The organism is Pseudomonas sp. YeP6b, assembly GCF_025642995.1.
In the GTDB taxonomy this organism is placed as follows: Bacteria; Pseudomonadota; Gammaproteobacteria; order Pseudomonadales; family Pseudomonadaceae; genus Aquipseudomonas.
Genome location: NZ_CP080090.1, coordinates 298,646 through 316,471, shown reverse-complemented (window position 1 = coordinate 316,471; position 17,826 = coordinate 298,646). Strand labels below are relative to the sequence as shown.

Sequence of the window (17,826 nt, the reverse complement as noted above, 5' to 3'; positions counted from 1 at the left end):
GAGGCGTTTCGTGGCATACGCAGTAAGGGCTGTCATTTGCTTTGCGCCTGCTTGATGGCCAGCACGTCTTTAGGCGTGACCATGTCGCCTTTGTTGTTGCCCCAGGCGTTGCGCTCGTAAGTCACTACGGCGGCGATATCCACTTCCGACAGCTGTTTGCCGAAGGCGGCCATCGCGGTGCCGGGCTTGCCGAAGTACACGCGGTGCAGGTGGTCTTCCTTGGGTCCGATGGCAATCGGCGAGCCTTTGAGCGCCGGGAACATCGGCGGCAAGCCTTGGCCTTCTGCCTGGTGACAGGCCACGCAGGTGGTGTGGTAGACCTTGTCGCCACGTGCCACCAGCTCTTCGAGGGTCCACTCTTTGGAGGTCAGCTCCTTAAGCTTGGCCGCTTCTGCCTTACGCTCGCCGAGCCAGGTGTCGTAGTCGGCCTTGGATTTGACCTCGACCACAATCGGCATGAAGCCGTGGTCCTTGCCGCACAATTCGGCGCACTGGCCACGGTAGATGCCGGGTTTCTCGACCCGAGTCCACGCCTCGTTGACGAAGCCGGGGATGGCGTCGCGCTTGACTGCAAAGGCCGGCACCCACCAGGAATGGATCACGTCGGCGGCAGTCACCAGGAAACGCACCTTGGCGCCCACCGGCAGCACCAGCGGCTGGTCGACTTCGAGCAAGTAGTGCTCGCCCTTGGTGGCCTGGTTGTGGATCTGCTCGGCGGGTGTGGCCAGGTTGCTGAAGAACTCCACGTCCTGGCCCAGGTATTTGTAATGCCACTTCCACTGGTAGCCGGTGACCTGGATATCGATATCCGACTCACTGCTGTCGTAGATATTGATCAGGGTCTTGGTCGCCGGAATCGCCATCGCCACCAGGATCAGCAAGGGCACCACGGTCCAGAGGATTTCCACGGTCGTGCTCTCGTGAAACTTGGCGGCCACCTGGCCCGTGGACCGACGGTGCAGGATCATCGACCAGAACATCGCGCCAAACACGACAATGCCGATCACCACACAAATCCAGAAAATGGTCATGTGCAGGTCGAACACGGCGTGACTGACTTCAGTAGCCCCTGGCGTCATATTCGTTGTCCAGGCGGCGTGCGCCTGGCCGAATACTGACCACAACAGTGGGCCCATCCAAACGTGTGGATGTCGCGTCATTGCGGGTTCCCCTTTATGTTTCTTGTTATCCCGCCGGTTTGCACCTGCGGCGAAGGGAGCGGCTTCCATACTGCTTACAACCGCCAAGCCTTGCCTGCGTCATGCAGTTGGGCGTCATCAGCTAATTGCGTACAAAACCGAGTATAGACAGCCGCACCAACCCCGCAATGTGTAAGGCCAAATGAGCAAAAACAGACGGGCGGACCTAATAACTACGGGGCCGCAAACGTTTATCCGACGAACGATGGCAATTCGATATAACGCATGCGCATAACCATGAAATAATTATGACAAACGCGTCTTAGGCTCTCGTATAAACGAGCTACCTTGTCCTTTCCCTTTTCCTACGCCTGTTTCACTGGAGTTTTCATGAACACCGCCGCATTGCGCGAGCAGATTTCCCGTGCCCATCAACACGAAGCCAGCACTGGCCAGCTTGCCCAGCAACTGGAAAAACAATTGCCGCACCTGCATTCGGCCATTTCCCTGACTGACGGTGATCGCAACATTGTCATGACCCGTTTTGTTACTGCCTACATCGAACTCGTCCCGGACTTGCTCGAAGCCGCCAATGACGTGGCCCGCGAAGCCGGCATCGAAAGCCAGATCAAACCGGTGCTGAAAATCGCCGAGCATTTCTTCCTGCAGCCGCCCGCGATCCTGGCCGGCCATGAAGGCCTCGACAGCCTGCTGGACGAGGCTTACCTGGCTCACCGCTTGGTGGAAGAGGTCAACGATCTGTACATCAAGCATTTCGGCCAGCCGCTTATTCCGGCGGACACCACTGTGGCTAACGTGATTGCCCATCAGCTGATTGGTGAAACATTCGCCAATAAGCTGGATGAAGCCGTGCACCTGGCAGTGGATGAGATGCTCAACGAGGAGAGCTTTGCGCTGGAGTCGGTCGAGGCGTATCGCGAACAGCTGAAAAGCCCGGAAACGGAAGCGGCGTGGAAGCGCTGGCCGTGCCTGTCGCGGCAGTTGGGGGTTGAGTTGGCGTTGGATCAGCCGGCTTAAACTTCCGATCGGACGCGAGCCAAATGTGGGAGCCGGGCTTGCCCGCGATGGCAGTGGGTCAGTCAGCTAATGTGTTGACTGACACTCCCTCATCGCGGGCAAGCCCGGCTCCCACATTGTTTTGTGGTGCTCAGACAGGGGCCGAACCAATCCCCACCGTCGTGCGCACCCGGCCTTCCAGCCGGCGCTTCAACCCGCGCGCCTCGATCATCAGCTTCGAGCCCTTGGCCGCATTGGCCCGGCCCCATTCCTCCAGCAACTCCAGGCAGGAATGGTCGATGTAACTCAGGTTGCTCAGCGGCACATGCAACGTAGTCCCCGCAGGTACCGAGGACAGCACTTGGGTCAGCGCCGGCACTTTCAGAAAGGTCGCCGCACCGGTCAGACGCAACTCCATCTCACCGTCCTGGGGCAGGTCGATCAGGCTGATTTTCAGTCGCGACGCCTTGAAGGCGAGTTTGACCAACGTCAGCCCGAAGCCCACCAACACGCCGGTCAGCAGGTCGGTAAAGATGATCGCCAACGCCGTTGCGGCATAGGTGAACATCGGCATCCGCCCATAGCGGCCCAGCGCTCGGAATGCTTTCACGTCCACCAGCTTGATCCCGGTGTACACCAGCACACCCGCCAGGCTCGCCACCGGAATGCTTTGCAGCACACTCGACAGCAGCAGCACGAACCCGAGCAGCCACACACCGTGGAACATCGCCGACAAGCGCGTGGTCGCACCGGCCTGCACGTTAGCCGAGCTGCGTACGATCACGCCGGTCATCGGCAGCGCGCCGACCAAACCACAGAGCATGTTGCCCACACCTTGAGCAGACAATTCTTTGTCGAAATCGGAACGCTGACCGCTGTGCATGCGGTCAACCGCTGCGGCAGACAGCAGCGTCTCGGCACTGGCGATGAACGCCACAGCGAACGCGGCGATCAACAGCTGTGGGTCGGCCAGGTTCAGCAGGTCGCTGGGGCGCAGCCAGTCAATGGCATCGGCGAGGTTTTCCGGGACTTCCACGCGCTTGACCTGCAACGCCAGCACCAGGCTGGTGACGGTTGCCAAGCCCACGCCCAACAAGGCGCCGGGCACGAAACGCAGTTTTTGCGGGCGGAATTTATCCCACAGGTACATCACCAGCATCGTCGACAGGCCGAGCAACCCGGCTTGCCAGCCAAGGCCGCCGCCGAGGGTCGGGATCGCCTCGATCACTGCTGCCGGGAAGCCCGCCAGGTTATCCAGCCCTGAAGGCTTGGGTGCGCCGTCGAGCATCACGTGGACCTGGGACAGCACGATCAACACACCGATCCCCGCCAGCATGCCGTACACCACCGCCGGCGCCGTGACACGGAACCAGCAGCCCAGGCGCAAACGCCCGGCCACCAGTTGCAGGAACCCCGCCAGCAGCAGGATCGGCCCGAGCATCATCATGCCGTGCTGGCGCACCAGCTCGAACACCAACACCGCCAAGCCCGCTGCGGGGCCGCTGACTTGCAGCGGCGAACCCGCCAGCCAGCCCACCACCAAACCACCGATAATCCCAGTGAGCAGCCCTTTGGCCGGCGGCATACCGGAAGCAATCGCAATGCCCATGCACAAGGGCAGGGCAACCAGAAACACAACCACGGAGGCGAGCAGCTCCCGCGGCAATACAGCTTTTAATTGAGCAGCACGCATGATGACTCTCCCGAGGCATTCGCCGGGCGCGGCAATGCCTGGCTGCATCCATGACAGCCACCGCATTACCCGGCAGGGAAGTGTTTAGAAGCGCGCTTTAGGCGTCGCGCAAGGGATTGGCCCGTCGCCGCTCAGCGGTCGGAACGCCGCTTGATCCGCATCGTAAGCGCGGATTTCACTGGTCTCGATGTTGTAGATCCAACCATGGATAAACAACTGACCATTGGCCATGCGCGAAGCCACGGAAGGGTGGGTGCGCAAATGCTGCAACTGGGCGATGACGTTTTCTTCGGTCAGCACCTTCATGCTTTCGCCTTCATTGGCGCAGTCGCAGTTGTCCTCGACCATGGACTTGGCGACCTCGGCGTGTCGCAGCCAGGCCCGTACCGTCGGCATCTTTTCCAGGCTCTGGGGGTTGAGCACCGCCCGCATGGCGCCGCAATCGGAATGCCCACACACGATGATGTGCTGCACGCCCAGGGCAAGTACCGCGTACTCGATGGCCGTGGAAACACCGCCGTTCATCTGGCCGTAGGGCGGCACCACGTTACCCACGTTACGGGTCACGAACAGGTCGCCGGGGGAGCTTTGGGTGATCAGCTCCGGCACGATCCGCGAGTCGGCGCAGGTGATGAACATCGCCCGTGGGCTCTGGGCCGTGGCGAGTTTCTTGAAGAGTTCTTCCTGCTGGGGGAAGACGTCGTGATGGAAATGCAAAAAGCCGTCAACAATGTGCTTTAGCGCTGCATCGGCGGTTTCCGCCACCTGAGAGGCTGAAGCCGACGCAGCCGACGGCTGTTTATCCTTATCACTCATGATTCATCCTCTTGATTAATGCAGGGAGAGTGTTCAGATCAATTCGACGCTGAGCCAGTGGAATAGTTGTGAACGCCAAAGACCCAGGTTTCGACCCGTCAGTCACTCACTGAACAAGGTAGCCGTCTAAACTTAACTCAAACTGAATGAACCGCTCTAAATCGCGGGTTTAGGTGATATCAATACGCGACTATTCCTACAAAATCGAACGGCATTGCCTCTTCAGTTTACAACAATGCCATCTGCCTGCCCGGTGGACAGAACGCGCTGCAATCCAGATTAAACCCTTCCCGCCGGTTCAGCCCCAGGCGCTTGATGGCTTTGCTGAAACGCTGCGCCAACAGATCGGCAAATGGCCCCTCGCCACGCATGCGCACACCAAAGCGGCTGTCGTAAACCTCACCCCCGCGCACCTGGCGCACCAGGCTCATCACATGGGCCGCACGCTGCGGGTAATGCGCCGCCAGCCACTCCTCGAACAGCGGCGCCACCTCCAGCGGCAGGCGCAGCATCATATAGGCTGCACTTTGCGCACCGGCGGCGTGGGCTTCGGTCAGCAGGCTTTCCAGCTCGCTGTCGTTGATCATGGGGATCATCGGCGAGCACAGCACGCCCACCGGGATGCCGGCCTCACGCATCACCCGAATCGCCCGCAATCGCGCCTTGGGCGCCGCCGTGCGCGGTTCCAGGATGCGCTTGAGCTCGTCGTCCAGGCTGGTAAGGCTGATCATCACCGCCACCAGCCGTTGCCGGGCCAGCTCGGTCAGCAGGTCGAGATCGCGCAAAATCAGCGAGCCCTTGGTGATGATGGTCACCGGATGGCGGTAGCGCAGCAGCACTTCGAGGGTTTGCCGGGTGATCTTGTATTCGCGCTCGATGGGCTGGTACGGGTCGGTATTGGAGCCCAGGTTGATCGGCGCACACACATAGCCCGGCTTCGACAGCTGTTGTTCCAGCACATCGGCGGCATTGGTCTTGGCGATCAGTTTGGTTTCGAAATCCAGCCCCGGCGACATATCCCAATAGGCATGGCTGGGCCGCGCGTAGCAGTAGATGCAGACGTGCTAGGCTATACGTTCCATAGTCTCTGGCTGTTCAAAAAATGACCAAAAAATGTTATCCCTACGTTCGATTCTCATCTAAACGTCAAGAGGATGGCAGCACCAGAACACGCCAGAATGAGCTTATAGACGCTTTCGTGTCCAAGCATGGCTTGGAGGTAGATCGACACCTTGAAGACGCTGGAACGTCTGCATACCACGGTAAAAATGCCAGTGCTGAGGGTGTGCTCGGTCAGTTTCTTCAAGAAGTCAGAAAAGGTGCAATTGAGCGAGGTTCATACCTGCTCATTGAAAACTTCGACCGCCTGTCAAGAGACAAGATGGTTCGTAGTAATAAGATTTTTACAGACCTTTTATTTTCCGGTATCAAGATTGTCATCCTTGATAGAAACAAGGTCTATGACGCAGATAACCTTGATGTCGGCGACTGGATTAATGCACAAGTAGAGTTTGCACGAGCTAACGCAGAGAGTAAGCGGAAAAGCGATTTTTCAAGCAAGGCTTGGAAAGACAATCGTAAAAAAATGCGTGATGGTGAAATCGTCACTAAAAAAGTTCCGACGTGGTTAAAAGTTGAAAATAACACCTTCATAATTGACGAGGAAAAAGTAGAAAGAATTAGAACACTCTTCAAGCTTTCTTTGTCAAAAGGCCTACAAGAAGCAACCAAAGAATATAATCAGCTATTCATTGATAAAATTGCCATTCATCAAGCTCAGTATCTATTGAGCAATCGAAAGCTTATCGGAGAGCATAGCCCGCAAAAAATCCATTATGACGAAAATGGAAAGCTCATAAGAAAAGATGAAGGGGAACCAATCCCTAACTATTACCCAGCCGTTATTGATGAAGAGCTTTTTTTAAAAGCTCAGTCAGTCATAAAGTCAAGAAAGCCTTTCTCCGGCAGATACTCAAATCAACGATATAACGTCTTTCGTGACCTTATCTATTGCAAGTGGTGTGGTGGAACCATTAGATATATGAATAAAGGAGAAAGGGACTATTTCATTTGCACAAACTCGATGACCGGCAAATGTGATTTGAATAGCCATTTTGGTCAGCAATCCATTCGCGGCAAAAAACTTTTCAATATGTTTTTTCGCTTCACCGATGGAATAAATATCGGCACATTATTAGAAGAAAACTCCAATGCCGACGAAGTCAAAAACTCGATTATGAAGTTGGAGAACAACAGAAACAAAATCAACATCAGGCTTCATGATTTCAAATCTAAAATCAAAGCAATGATTATGGATGGCGAAGCCATTTCAGAAACTTACAATGAAATAATTATTGAATTAGAAACCTCCACTACCAGCATTGATGTAGAAATCGAAGACAAGAAAAAAGAGCTTGAACAAATTTTCTCATCTTTTAAATCATTCTATGACTTAAAAGATATTGATATTGAAAAAATCATTTATGACAAAACAGAGGAAGCAGTAGCGAAACGAGTTTCCTACAATAATGAATTGAAGAATATCATAAACCATATTCGCATTGACTTCTTAGAGACAGTAATGGAAATAGAGTTCACTAACAAAATCGTGAGGCTTGTTGGTGGTGATGGGAACGTTCTTGAATACGAAAAAGACTTTGTCCCCCCCGATGATTTCACAACCATCTATAACTATGACAAGGACTATATAAATCCAGACGCCTAGATTTTCACCAGATTGCTTTTTAAGGCTGCCTTTAAGGTGGCCTTTTTTTATTCCTACACCTTTCCTATACCAGTCCTAGGTAGTCTCCTAGGTAGCTTCCTAGGCACATCATCAAGAACTATTGTTCCTGTACACTATTGAAAACTTTAAAACTTGAGTTAGCATAATAATATGAAGTCAAGAAAAAGAAGGCGAGCAATGGGAATGTATAGGACAAAACTTCGTTTTATCCTACCGCTCAAAAGTCTTCGACATTTTTCACTTACTTCCCTACTCGATTTTCTACACTTCGTTTGAAAATACAAAAGCAAAATCAGGTAGCTGCAATGCCTTCGGGCATTCCAGAAAAACACAAACCAATCACGAGGATAACTATGAGTAAGAAAAAAAGAAATGGTGAGCAATTCAATATCAGGATATCAAAAGAAGCAAAAGACAAAATTGTCGCCAATGCAAAACTGCTAGAAATTAGTCAAGCCAAGTATATTGAAAAATTAGCATTGGAAGGCTGCAAGGTAATTGAAATTAGGAATGATGAGTTTGTTAGCTACATGGAACAGCAAGAAGCAGTTTTAAATAAAATCGGCATTAACTTAAACCAAATAGCTGCCGCAATAAACTCAGGGAAGGCCAATATAATCGACTCTAATATGAGTATTTTCCAGAGTGCCATAAAAGCCTTTGGTATCTACTATTCAAAAATTGAGCAAAATACGCAAAAAATTGAACTAACAACATAAGGATAATATGATAAGGAAAAAACTCAGCACGCAGAAAAGTAAAGGCGAGACACAGAACACACTCGGGTATGGTTTGAAAAAATCTATTCTCATAGATAGCAACAGACTCCAAACCGGAACAACGCAAGAGTTCATTGAGTTCTTAGCGAAAAAAATTGATAAATCTTGTAAAGGTAAGCAGAGAAATACCAGCTTTCACGAAATGGTATCTTTTGACCCATCCGACAAAATCACACCCGAACAAGCCCTTGCCATAGCAAAAGAACTTTATTCAGATACTCACGGCTTAAACCGTGAGCACGCTTTTGCTGTTCATACAGATACTAAACAAATCCACGTTCACTTTATTTGGGCACCCAGAGATTTCAACAATAAAATATATAATCAGGTTGATGATTATCTCATCATAGAGCAGAAGCTAACTGAACTCGAAAAGAAACACGGACTACTTCAAGTCACTAACAGAAAATCTTTAAACCCCGACTTAGAAACAAAACCACAAGAGAGCAGGAACGAAAAAGCTCTTGAAGTCAGGGGTATCAAATCACACAAGAAACAATTCAAGTCCGAAATTGAAAAAGCTTTCATTGGTGTAACTACAACAACGGCTTTCCTTGCTAACCTTCACAAGCAAGGCTTTGACATTATCCCGAATGGACAAAACGCCTATTCATTAGAGAAAGAAGGCCAAGTATTCAAAGCCAGTGAGTTAGGTATTCAACACTCGAAGCTAAAAAACAAGCTTCAAGAACAGCATCAATTTAGTGAACTGATGGAGCACTATTCAAAAAAATCTCGTAGATACAATGAGGAATTAAATCTATCTACAAATGAAGATATTGAGTTTCTTAAAAAGAATAAATACAAAACCGTCCTTGAAAAGAAATTTACACATCAAGAATCCGGCAACAATGTGGAGCATTTCTTTAAAAACTCTACCAGCCAGAAGGCTTTTGAATACCATAAAGACCCTTCAAAAGTTACATTTCAAGACTTATCAAGGGACAGTGTAAAAGCTGGGCTTCAACGCCTAACAACTGACATGAAGAAGCCGGGACCGTTATATGTTCATGGCCCAGACTACGCAAAAAAGAAAATGTGGATGGAGTTCAAGATGATGAACCTTGAAGATAAGGGTTTCACATTGGCAGGATATAAACCTACGCAACAAGACTTGAATGAGCTTGAACAAAGAAAAGCTGACTATGAATTACAAGCTCAAAAATGGAAGGCCAAGAAAGCCATAGAAGAGCCTAAACCAGTCGAAACTGTCATTATTCCACCCGTCACGCCTACACCTGTTCAAAACGCCCCAGAGAAGCCGCCAGAGCCTATAAAGCAGGTTGAACAAGAACAGGTTGGACCTGCCAGTGACGACTTGATTGACGACTTGATGAAAGAGTTTGAGCCTATCACACAAGACACATCAACACATGTGCATCAAAAGGAACTTATCGCTGCACATGTTAAAAATGTAGAAAGTGATTTCCATATATTTATTGATGAATTGGTTAACAAGCATGACAATTACAAAGAAATTGAAATATTGAAATATGTTCGAGATGTTTTAGAGCAAAATGGAAATGTTATAGCTGACGCAGTTATTTACTTTGATATTACTGAAAAGATTGACCAGCTGGATGATGACGAGCGTGAGATATGTTCAGCTTATGTTCAAAAATTAATTGATGATGACGGCTCAGGTGCTCCAATTGATGGAGAGTTGAAACAGACAAACAAAAGAAAATTCAAATTGAAAATGTAAAAATAAAGCCCATCAGGGCTTTTTTATCTACGTTAAAATGGCAGTTCTTCATCACATAACGATAAGTCAGCAGTGATATTTTTCTCTGTTTCTTTTGGCTCAGACAATGGTTTTCCTCTTCTTTTTTCAAATTCAATTTCATACCCTGCTAGCTCACGTCCTTTTTTAATTGGCGTTGCACTCTTCAAAAAACCAATGCTTATTAGTTGCTCATGGGCTTTCTTGATGTTTTTTAAGACCTCCTTTCTATCGTATCCCTCGGAGTTCAGTCGTTTCATTATGCTTTCAATTTTAAACTCTACGGCAGCTTCGTATTTGTTTGTGAAGTAGAACATGTAAAGCATTTTTGCATAGTCGCCACTTATTTCTTTGAATTGGTCAAGTTGAAGATTAAAAATCAAGTCCGGGTCATGCTTGTAGAAATTTTCAAAAAACTTGCTGAAAGTTATCTTTATCTCCTCTCTATTTTCTTCGTTTTCTTCAACGTGGGTTAATAAATGGCATTTGTATGTGTTAGGGCCGTATGAAAATTTTAAGTAGAAATCAAGCATGTTATCAAGCGACTGCTTTAATTTCTCTATGTAAACCTTTTTGTTGCTCGGGTGAACCTTGTGAAACTTCATAAATTGATTGAGGTTGATTGTGAATGAAAGTTTTTCGGATTTTATCTTTTTTTGAAGAATGTAATAGAATACGTCAAAATCAAAACCCACTGACAAAGGGTAAAAACGCATCTCAACATTTTTATAACCATAAAGGCTGTCAATTTTTAACTCGGTTCTTTTGCGTTCGCCATTTTTAACTGATTGAAATATTGGTAAGTGAAGGATTGACTTGGCAAACGTCATGTATGCATCTTGTGCGTAAATCTTTTTTTTGGTTTCAAGATGGTTAAATATTAACTCCATTTAGGCTCCTTTTGTTATTCTGCTAATACTATCTAATCATAGATTTGGAGTAAGTCAATAGAATAACGGACACCTAGTATTTTAATGCTACATATAACGACCACCTTATACTTCATATAACGCCCCCCTTATCACCATATAACGCCCCCCCTATCTGCATATAACGACCCCCTTATGCACCTGAAAATTTGCTTATTTTCAACCTAAAACAGCCCCCTTAAATACTCTTAATTACTTTTAAATACTTTTACAATCAAAATCAAAAGCCATGCCCCGTTCGGGGCGAAAAGTCAAAAGCATCTGGGAAAGGCGAACGAAGTTCGTAGATTTGAGTAGCGAAGCGAAGCAAATCATAAAACGTAGTTTTTCCAGTGCTTTACTACCGTGTGTGTGACACTTTGAAAATCATAAACCCTTTTCCCTATCGGATTGAACTGGGAATAAAGTCCAAAGCTTCTGGTAGCTTCGCTTTTAGAAAAGCAGCGAAATGCTCTTAAAAATACAAACTCACGTAAAAGACGTTTTTAGAGAGGGTAAGCGTTTTACGCTACCCTAATATCAATTAACTGAAATAATGATTTTTATGGTCGTTTTTATAAGTTGTGTTTTATTTTCAAATCGAGTGGCAGGGTTTGAAATTTTTCATTCTTGGGGGTGGCCCACCCACACGTTTTTTGGTGAAATTAAACTGGGAGCGATTTTTAAGCGTATCGATGATTTTTATTCAGGTGGTTAGTTGCAAAACTCAATTAAGAAAAAGTCAAACAAGGTTGACCCGTAAATCCGAATAAGGTCGGACTATAAATATATTTTCGATTTGCTATTGACAGCGTTTTTTACCGTATATAAGCCATTAATTGATGGTTAGAAAAATCAAACTATCAATAATTTCATATAAAGGCATGAAAAAACTTTTAGATTTTTTTTGAAAATAGCATTTTAATGCTTGCCGTGCGAGGATGAGATTTGCGGTTGTAAAAGACTTGTTTTTGATTTAGCACAAATTTCATTTATGAATTTTCTATGTGCTCAATTTTTATGCTTGAACAAGTTCAAACACAAAAATCGACCTTGCTTGGAGTATGGACCTATCGCTGAATTAATCCAGCTACGATATTAAAAATCAGCATTCAGTGGGCATATTGAAACACTACTTATACGAATAGCTTTTTGCTCACCAAGAACATCATAAACACAAACCTTATTCATTCCATCAGCATATTCGCCCTTTAAAAATCCTTGTCCTTTGCCAAAGCCCGGCGAGCTGTCGCTGATAGAAATTTTGCAAATGTCTGTGGCGTTGGTTGTGTAAATTTCTCCATTATTATATTTACAGTAACGAACAGTCCCTTGAACCCCCATGTCTTGAACTAAATTATAGCTCCACGCATGTGCATGAAACGATGCCATTAAACCTAAAAATATAACCGCAGCCCTAGTTCCATTATTCATATAAACACTTCCAGAAATACACTATAAAAGAGCAAAAAGCTCATCATCATTCCACCCAAGAACTTTCTTTTTCGAGGCTTGGAAGTTATTAGCGGAGCGTTCCGCCATTTGACGTATTGCATTACCTCGCTCACGACGAGAAAGCTCTGGTTTATCATTTAAGATTTTATCATAAGCTTTTTGAAGTCTTCCATGGACATCATCAAACTCTAATTGAATAACATCGGCGACCCATTTTTCAAGTGTGATAGTTGTCTTTTCGCCAAGCTCGTTAATAATTTGATAATTAGTTTTACCGTCTGGATATTGAAACAACTCATGACCCATGCTTTCTATCCTATGTGGATGTGCGAGTAATAAGAGTCATCTTTACATGAGCACTGATGGGCTGACAAAGTTTTTCTGCGTCACGGAACCTATCGCTGAACATATCCACCCGTGCTCGCAGCCGCGATAGGGGTTGATCGAGCGATCAAACGGCAAGTCCGGCGAGTTATTGCGGGTGATGATGCTCTTGGCCGTTTCGATACGCACTTCGGTGCCCTGGGTCGGCGGCACTTCCTGGAACCAGCCGTCGTCTTCGGCCACGCTGACGGTAGGCGCAAAACGGTTATGCAGGTTGGTAGCCGTGCCCCGGCCACGGGGCGGCAGAGGTGTAGACATGAAAATGCCTCTATACTGTTTTTATGTACAGTATAGAGGCATCATCGTTATGACCAGTGCCGTTTGGCGGCGAGCACAGGATTAGTGCTTTTGCGTCACTTGCCCCAGGTCATCGCCCGAAGTAGTGCGCATATCACTCTTGCGCATATCACTCTTGCGCAGGTCCGTCACGTCGCTGGCTTTTACCGGCGCGCCCTTATTGCCCCAGCTGCCACGGACGAAACTGACCACATCCGCCACTTCCTGGTCCGACAACCGCCACGCGAATGCCGGCATGGTGAACGTCGAGGGTGCCGTGTGGGTGGCCGGCAAGGTGCCGCCGTTCAACACAATGTTGATCAGCGACGTAGCATCTGCCGTCTGCAACACCGGGTTACCCGCCAGTGCCGGGAACACCCGCGTATAGCCATGGCCGTCGGTACGGTGGCAGGCCGCGCAGTTGTCGATGTACACCGACGCGCCCGGCTTGCTGTCGTCACCTTTCCACAGCGCCTCGGCCACCTGTTTGTCGTACTGGTGCGGCTGATCTTTAGGGTCCACCGCCGGCAGGCTTTTGAGGTAACGGGCGATAGCGGTCAGGTCGTCCTGGGACATGTACTGCATGCTGTGCACCACCACATCGCTCATGCCGCCAAACACCGCGCTGCGATCACTGCGGCCGGTCTTGAGGAATTGCACCAACTGCTCCTCGCTCCAACTGCCGAGGCCGTCCTTGTGGTCGCCACGCAGGCTTTTCGCGATCCAGCCTTCCAACGGCGCGCTGCCGGACAGGAAGGCGTTGCCGTCAGTGGCACTCAGGGCTTTTTCCTGCATGGTCAGCGCGCGCGGCGTGTGGCAGGCGCCACAGTGGCCGAGGCCTTCAACCAAATACGCACCACGGCTAACCGCCGGATCGGCAGCCGCTTGTGCCGGATGCTCTTGCACTGTCGGCGCAAACATCCACCGCCAGGCCGCCAACGGCCAGCGCATGCTCAGGGGCCAAGGAATATCGCTGTCCTTGTTCGCTTGGGCGACCGGCTCAACACCCTTCATGAAGTACGCATACAGCGCCTGCATGTCGCTGTCGCTGACACGTGCGTAAGACGGGTAGGGCATCGCCGGGTAAAGCGTACTACCGTTCTTGGCGACGCCATGGCGCACGGCCTTGTCGAAGTCTTCGAAGCTGTAGTCGCCCAGGCCGGTCTTGTCCGGGGTGATGTTGGTGGAGTAGATCACGCCGATCGGGGTTTCCATCGGCAGGCCGCCAGCGAAGGGCTTGCCACCCTTGGCGGTGTGGCAGGCCACGCAGTCACCGGCGCGGGCCAAGTATTCGCCCTGTTTGACCAGGTCGGTTTCGGCGGCGCTCACCGAGCAGCTGCTGAAGAGCGCCAAGGAGGCGATAACGAGTGCTTTCATGGTCATCGCTCCTTATGCCTGAACCAGTGGGCCGGGGTTTTTAAGGTACTGCTCACGGATCGCCCGCGCCGACCAATAGGTCAACGCCGCTACCAGGCCGGTAGGGTTGTAGCCCAAGCCTTGTGGGAAAGCCGACGCGCCTGGGACAAACACGTTGTGTACGTCCCAAGATTGCAGGTAACGGTTCAAGGCACTGGTTTTCGGGTCGGTGCCCATGATCGCGCCACCGTTGAGGTGGGTGGTCTGGTAAGCCGCGGTGTTGAAGTGCTCACCGACCTTTTTGCCCAACACAGCAATGGCCTTGGGGTTCATCGCTTCGGCGACTTTGCCCATTTTCTCCATCATGAAACGGTTCATCTTGATGTCGTTTTCCTGCCAGTCGAACGTCATCCGCAGCAAGGGCAGGCCGTAGGCATCGCGGTACACCGGGTCCAGATCCAGGTAGTTGGCCCGGTAGGATTGATGCGCGCCGTGGGAGTCCATCGACACTTGGTGGGTGTAGTAATCGGCGGTGGCGCGTTTCCATGCACTGCCCCACGCCGGGGTGCCCGGCGGGTTGGACGTACCGGCAATCGGCCGGCTGCCGGCCTGGTTGACCCACATCGGCGAACCGCCAACAAAGCCGTGCGGCCCGTGGTCGAAGTTGTCCGCGTTGAAGTCGTCGATGGCCACGCCATTGCCGCCCGCACCGATGAAGTTGTTGGTGTGGGTGTCCTTGTCGAAGAAGGCTTTGATGGTACCCATGTTCTGGTAGGCGAAGTTCCTGCCCACCACGCCCTCATTGGTGATCGGGTCGTAGGGCTTGCCGATACCCGAGAGCAACATGAGGCGCACATTGTTGAACTGGAAGGAACCGATGATCACCAGATCCGCCGGCTGCTCGCATTCGCGACCCTGGCCGTCGATATAGGTCACGCCGGTGGCTTTGCTCTTGGTGCTGTCGAGGTTGACCTTGAGTACGTGGGAATTGGCCCGCAGCTCAAAATTCGGCACTTGGCGCAACGCCGGCAGGATGTTTACGTTCGGCGAGGCCTTGGAGTACATGTAACACACGTAACCGCTGCAAAAACCGCAGAAGTTGCACGGGCCCATCTGCGCGCCGTAGGGGTTGGTGTATGGCCCCGAGGTATTGGCCGACGGCAGGTTGTAGGGCTTGTAACCAACGTCGGCAGCCGCCTTCTGAAACAGCTGTGCGGAGACGGTGTTTTTCTGCGATTCCAACGGGAACGGGTTGGAGCGATCCGGCGCATACGGGTTGCCGCCACGGCCTTCGCCCACCAACTGACCTTTAACCGTCCAGGCCTGGCCGGAGGTGCCGAAGACTTTTTCCGCGTAGTCGAAAAACGGCTCCAGTTCTTCGTAACTCACGCCGAAGTCCTGGATGGTCATGTCTTTGGGAATGAAGTTCTTGCCGTAGCGCTCCTCGTAATGGCTGCGCATGCGCAGCTCAATAGGGTCTACGCGAAAATGCACGCCCGACCAGTGCAGGCCCGCGCCACCCACGCCATTGCCCGGCAGGAACGCACCCAACTGCCGGTTGGGCAAGGCGACGTCGTTCACGCTATGGCGAATGGTCACCGTCTCCTTGGAAATGTCCTGGAAGAGTTTTTTACGCACGCTGTAGGTCAGTTCGTCGATGACCTGCGGATAGTTGCCGTCCGGGTAAGTGTCCTGCATCGGGCCGCGCTCCAGCGCTACCACGTTGAGGCCAGCTTCCGTCAGCTCCTTGGCCATGATCGCGCCGGTCCAGCCGAAACCCACGATCACCGCATCGACTTTCTTCATGATGGTCGCCACGTTTATGCCCTCTCGCCGCGAATGGAAACAGCCGGAAAGGGGTATTGCTCGTTGCGTTCCACCCAATCCATAAAGTCGGCGCGGGCGCCGGGGAAGCCGATCATGGTCCAGCCAACCATGCCTTTGTTGCCGCCGTGGATCGGGTCACAGAAGAACCCTTCCTTGGTGTTTTGCAGCAGCAAGTTGAAAAACATCTTCGCCGGCACCGCCTCGAAATGTGCAGTCATTTCGCTGCCGCCCGCCTCCATGCGCCGCAACATGTCGTCCTGGGTAGCGCTGTCTTGCGCAGCAAAAGGCTTCCCGTTGAACGCCTTCGACCAAGCATCCGTCGCAGCAATGCCCAAGCGATAGATGTCCTTGGGCACCAATTTGCTCTGCCAGCCCATCTCCGACGGTGCATCGGCGTTGAACGGGCCTTGCATGAACCACAGCGCGCCGGCGGCATACGGCGTGTTCATCTGGCGGTCGATGTATTCCGGCGCGCCGGCTTCCAGAGCACCAGGGCCTTGGGCGTCAGCGGGAATCAAGCGTGCGACGGCGGCGTTGATAAACGCCCACTCTTCGGCGCTGAAGTAGCTCGGCTCGTAGGCCTTGTCGCTCGCGGGCGGTTTAGCCTCGGCGGCCTGGGCCGATTCCGGTGTGGCCATCAGCATCGAGCCACCAAAGCCGGTGCTGGCAACCGTGACCACCGGGATCAAGGTCAAGGATTTGCGCAAAAAGTCACGCCGGGGGTTGTCTTGATCTTGATCAGACATGGGTGCACCTCATCATGTGGTCACGGGTTTATCAGCCGCTTCTGGGAGCAGCGTGAAGGCTTGCCGAGGAAATGGGATCCAAAGGGATAGAACACACTGGCAAACAATAGTTACAAATGATAGCAGGCTAAGAATTAGAAGAACCGATTCAGCGATAAAAACACCGGATCAGGCCGAATATTCACGATCCTTTGACGAGCACCTCACGCGGCGTTGACTCCCGGCAAGCGAATCTGTGACCCATCAGCCAACTCCCTATTCGGTCACCCAACGCATGTTCGAGATTCGATTGCTGCCTGCCCTCGGCATGGCGTTCCTGGCCTTGTTCGCCACCGCTCACGCCCAAGCCGACGGCGCCTCTTCGCTGCGCTCACCGGAATGGGCCCAGCCGGTGGGCGACCAATTCAACCTGCACCAGATGACGCCCACGCTGTATCGCAGCGCACTGCCCGACAGCAGTGCGGTGCCTGTGCTGGAGAATCTCAAGATCGGTACGGTGATCAACTTCCTGCCGGAATCTGATGCGGCGTGGTTGAAAACATCTGATATCAAACAGGTACAGCTGACTTATCGCACCAACCATGTCGACGATTCCGACGTGCTGGCAGCACTAAGAGCTATTCAGGAAGCGCAAGCGAACGGTCCGGTGTTGATGCACTGCAAACACGGCTCTGACCGCACCGGCCTGATGGCGGCGATGTACCGCGTGGTGATCCAGGGTTGGAGTAAAGAAGACGCGCTGAACGAGATGACCTTAGGCGGTTTCGGCACCAGTAATGGCTTCAAGGACGGCGTTCGCTACATGATGAAGGCCGATGTCGACAAGTTGCGTAAAGCGCTGGCGAATGGCGATTGCAGCACCAGCGCGTTTGCGCTGTGCTCGATGAACAGTTGGCTCAACACGACCAGCAGTAGCCGTGTTGAACCAAAGAAAGAGACTGAGCTGGTACTGACGCCCTAA

Annotated in this window: 14 protein-coding genes and 2 pseudogenes; 5 read left to right on the top strand and 11 right to left on the bottom strand. The window is 51.1% G+C overall.

Going from position 1 to position 17,826, the window contains the following annotated elements; translation table 11 throughout:
- Window positions 1-32: 32 nt before the first annotated feature.
- On the bottom strand, window positions 33-1,160 hold the full coding sequence (coxB, locus tag KZH41_RS01485) for a cytochrome c oxidase subunit II (protein WP_263274253.1): 1,128 nt from the start codon (window positions 1,158-1,160) through the stop codon (window positions 33-35).
- Window positions 1,161-1,529: 369 nt separating this feature from the next.
- Between coxB and KZH41_RS01480 the strand changes: the two genes are divergently transcribed.
- On the top strand, window positions 1,530-2,177 hold the full coding sequence (locus KZH41_RS01480; RefSeq protein ID WP_094949690.1) for a hypothetical protein: 648 nt from the start codon (window positions 1,530-1,532) through the stop codon (window positions 2,175-2,177).
- A 130-nt stretch (window positions 2,178-2,307) separates the two neighbouring features.
- Here the strand turns inward: KZH41_RS01480 and KZH41_RS01475 are convergent, their stop codons facing one another.
- From KZH41_RS01475 to KZH41_RS01465, 3 genes and pseudogenes are all read right to left on the bottom strand, one after another.
- The gene (locus KZH41_RS01475; protein WP_242153699.1) at window positions 2,308-3,849 is read right to left on the bottom strand and encodes a SulP family inorganic anion transporter; all 1,542 of its coding nucleotides are present in this window, start codon (window positions 3,847-3,849) and stop codon (window positions 2,308-2,310) included.
- Window positions 3,850-3,933: 84 nt separating this feature from the next.
- The gene (locus KZH41_RS01470; protein ID WP_094949692.1) at window positions 3,934-4,665 is read right to left on the bottom strand and encodes a carbonic anhydrase; all 732 of its coding nucleotides are present in this window, start codon (window positions 4,663-4,665) and stop codon (window positions 3,934-3,936) included.
- Window positions 4,666-4,892: 227 nt separating this feature from the next.
- A pseudogene (locus KZH41_RS01465) lies at window positions 4,893-5,729 on the bottom strand (PA0069 family radical SAM protein); the annotation flags it as partial.
- A 38-nt stretch (window positions 5,730-5,767) separates the two neighbouring features.
- Here KZH41_RS01465 and KZH41_RS01460 point away from each other — a divergent pair.
- The 3 genes from KZH41_RS01460 to KZH41_RS01450 all read left to right on the top strand — a co-directional run bounded on the left by KZH41_RS01460 (window position 5,768) and on the right by KZH41_RS01450 (window position 9,895).
- Window positions 5,768-7,390 (top strand): recombinase family protein, encoded by a 1,623-nt coding sequence (locus KZH41_RS01460; RefSeq protein ID WP_263274252.1) that lies wholly within the window; start codon window positions 5,768-5,770, stop codon window positions 7,388-7,390.
- Window positions 7,391-7,764: 374 nt separating this feature from the next.
- Window positions 7,765-8,130, top strand: a complete 366-nt coding sequence (locus KZH41_RS01455) for a plasmid mobilization protein (RefSeq protein WP_205893940.1) — start codon at window positions 7,765-7,767, stop codon at window positions 8,128-8,130.
- Between the two features lie 7 nt (window positions 8,131-8,137).
- Entirely contained in the window at window positions 8,138-9,895 is a 1,758-nt protein-coding gene (locus tag KZH41_RS01450; RefSeq protein ID WP_263274251.1) for a relaxase/mobilization nuclease domain-containing protein, read from the top strand.
- A 32-nt stretch (window positions 9,896-9,927) separates the two neighbouring features.
- Here the strand turns inward: KZH41_RS01450 and KZH41_RS01445 are convergent, their stop codons facing one another.
- The 7 genes and pseudogenes from KZH41_RS01445 to KZH41_RS01415 all read right to left on the bottom strand — a co-directional run bounded on the left by KZH41_RS01445 (window position 9,928) and on the right by KZH41_RS01415 (window position 16,865).
- On the bottom strand, window positions 9,928-10,803 hold the full coding sequence (locus KZH41_RS01445) for a hypothetical protein (protein WP_205893942.1): 876 nt from the start codon (window positions 10,801-10,803) through the stop codon (window positions 9,928-9,930).
- 1,116 nt (window positions 10,804-11,919) lie between these two features.
- Window positions 11,920-12,255 (bottom strand): hypothetical protein, encoded by a 336-nt coding sequence (locus tag KZH41_RS01440; RefSeq protein ID WP_205893943.1) that lies wholly within the window; start codon window positions 12,253-12,255, stop codon window positions 11,920-11,922.
- A 21-nt stretch (window positions 12,256-12,276) separates the two neighbouring features.
- Window positions 12,277-12,582, bottom strand: coding sequence for a hypothetical protein (locus KZH41_RS01435; protein WP_205893944.1), 306 nt, complete (start codon window positions 12,580-12,582; stop codon window positions 12,277-12,279).
- A gap of 102 nt (window positions 12,583-12,684) precedes the next feature.
- Window positions 12,685-12,918: pseudogene (locus KZH41_RS01430) on the bottom strand (radical SAM protein); the annotation flags it as partial.
- An 81-nt stretch (window positions 12,919-12,999) separates the two neighbouring features.
- The gene (locus KZH41_RS01425) at window positions 13,000-14,313 is read right to left on the bottom strand and encodes a cytochrome c (protein WP_263274250.1); all 1,314 of its coding nucleotides are present in this window, start codon (window positions 14,311-14,313) and stop codon (window positions 13,000-13,002) included.
- 12 nt (window positions 14,314-14,325) lie between these two features.
- Window positions 14,326-16,110 (bottom strand): GMC family oxidoreductase, encoded by a 1,785-nt coding sequence (locus KZH41_RS01420; protein ID WP_094949695.1) that lies wholly within the window; start codon window positions 16,108-16,110, stop codon window positions 14,326-14,328.
- Between the two features lie 2 nt (window positions 16,111-16,112).
- Window positions 16,113-16,865 carry a gluconate 2-dehydrogenase subunit 3 family protein gene (locus tag KZH41_RS01415; RefSeq protein ID WP_094949696.1) on the bottom strand — a complete coding sequence of 251 codons (753 nt, stop codon included), beginning with the start codon at window positions 16,863-16,865 and terminating at the stop codon, window positions 16,113-16,115.
- Window positions 16,866-17,139: 274 nt separating this feature from the next.
- Between KZH41_RS01415 and KZH41_RS01410 the strand changes: the two genes are divergently transcribed.
- Window positions 17,140-17,826, top strand: a complete 687-nt coding sequence (locus KZH41_RS01410; RefSeq protein ID WP_094949697.1) for a dual specificity protein phosphatase family protein — start codon at window positions 17,140-17,142, stop codon at window positions 17,824-17,826.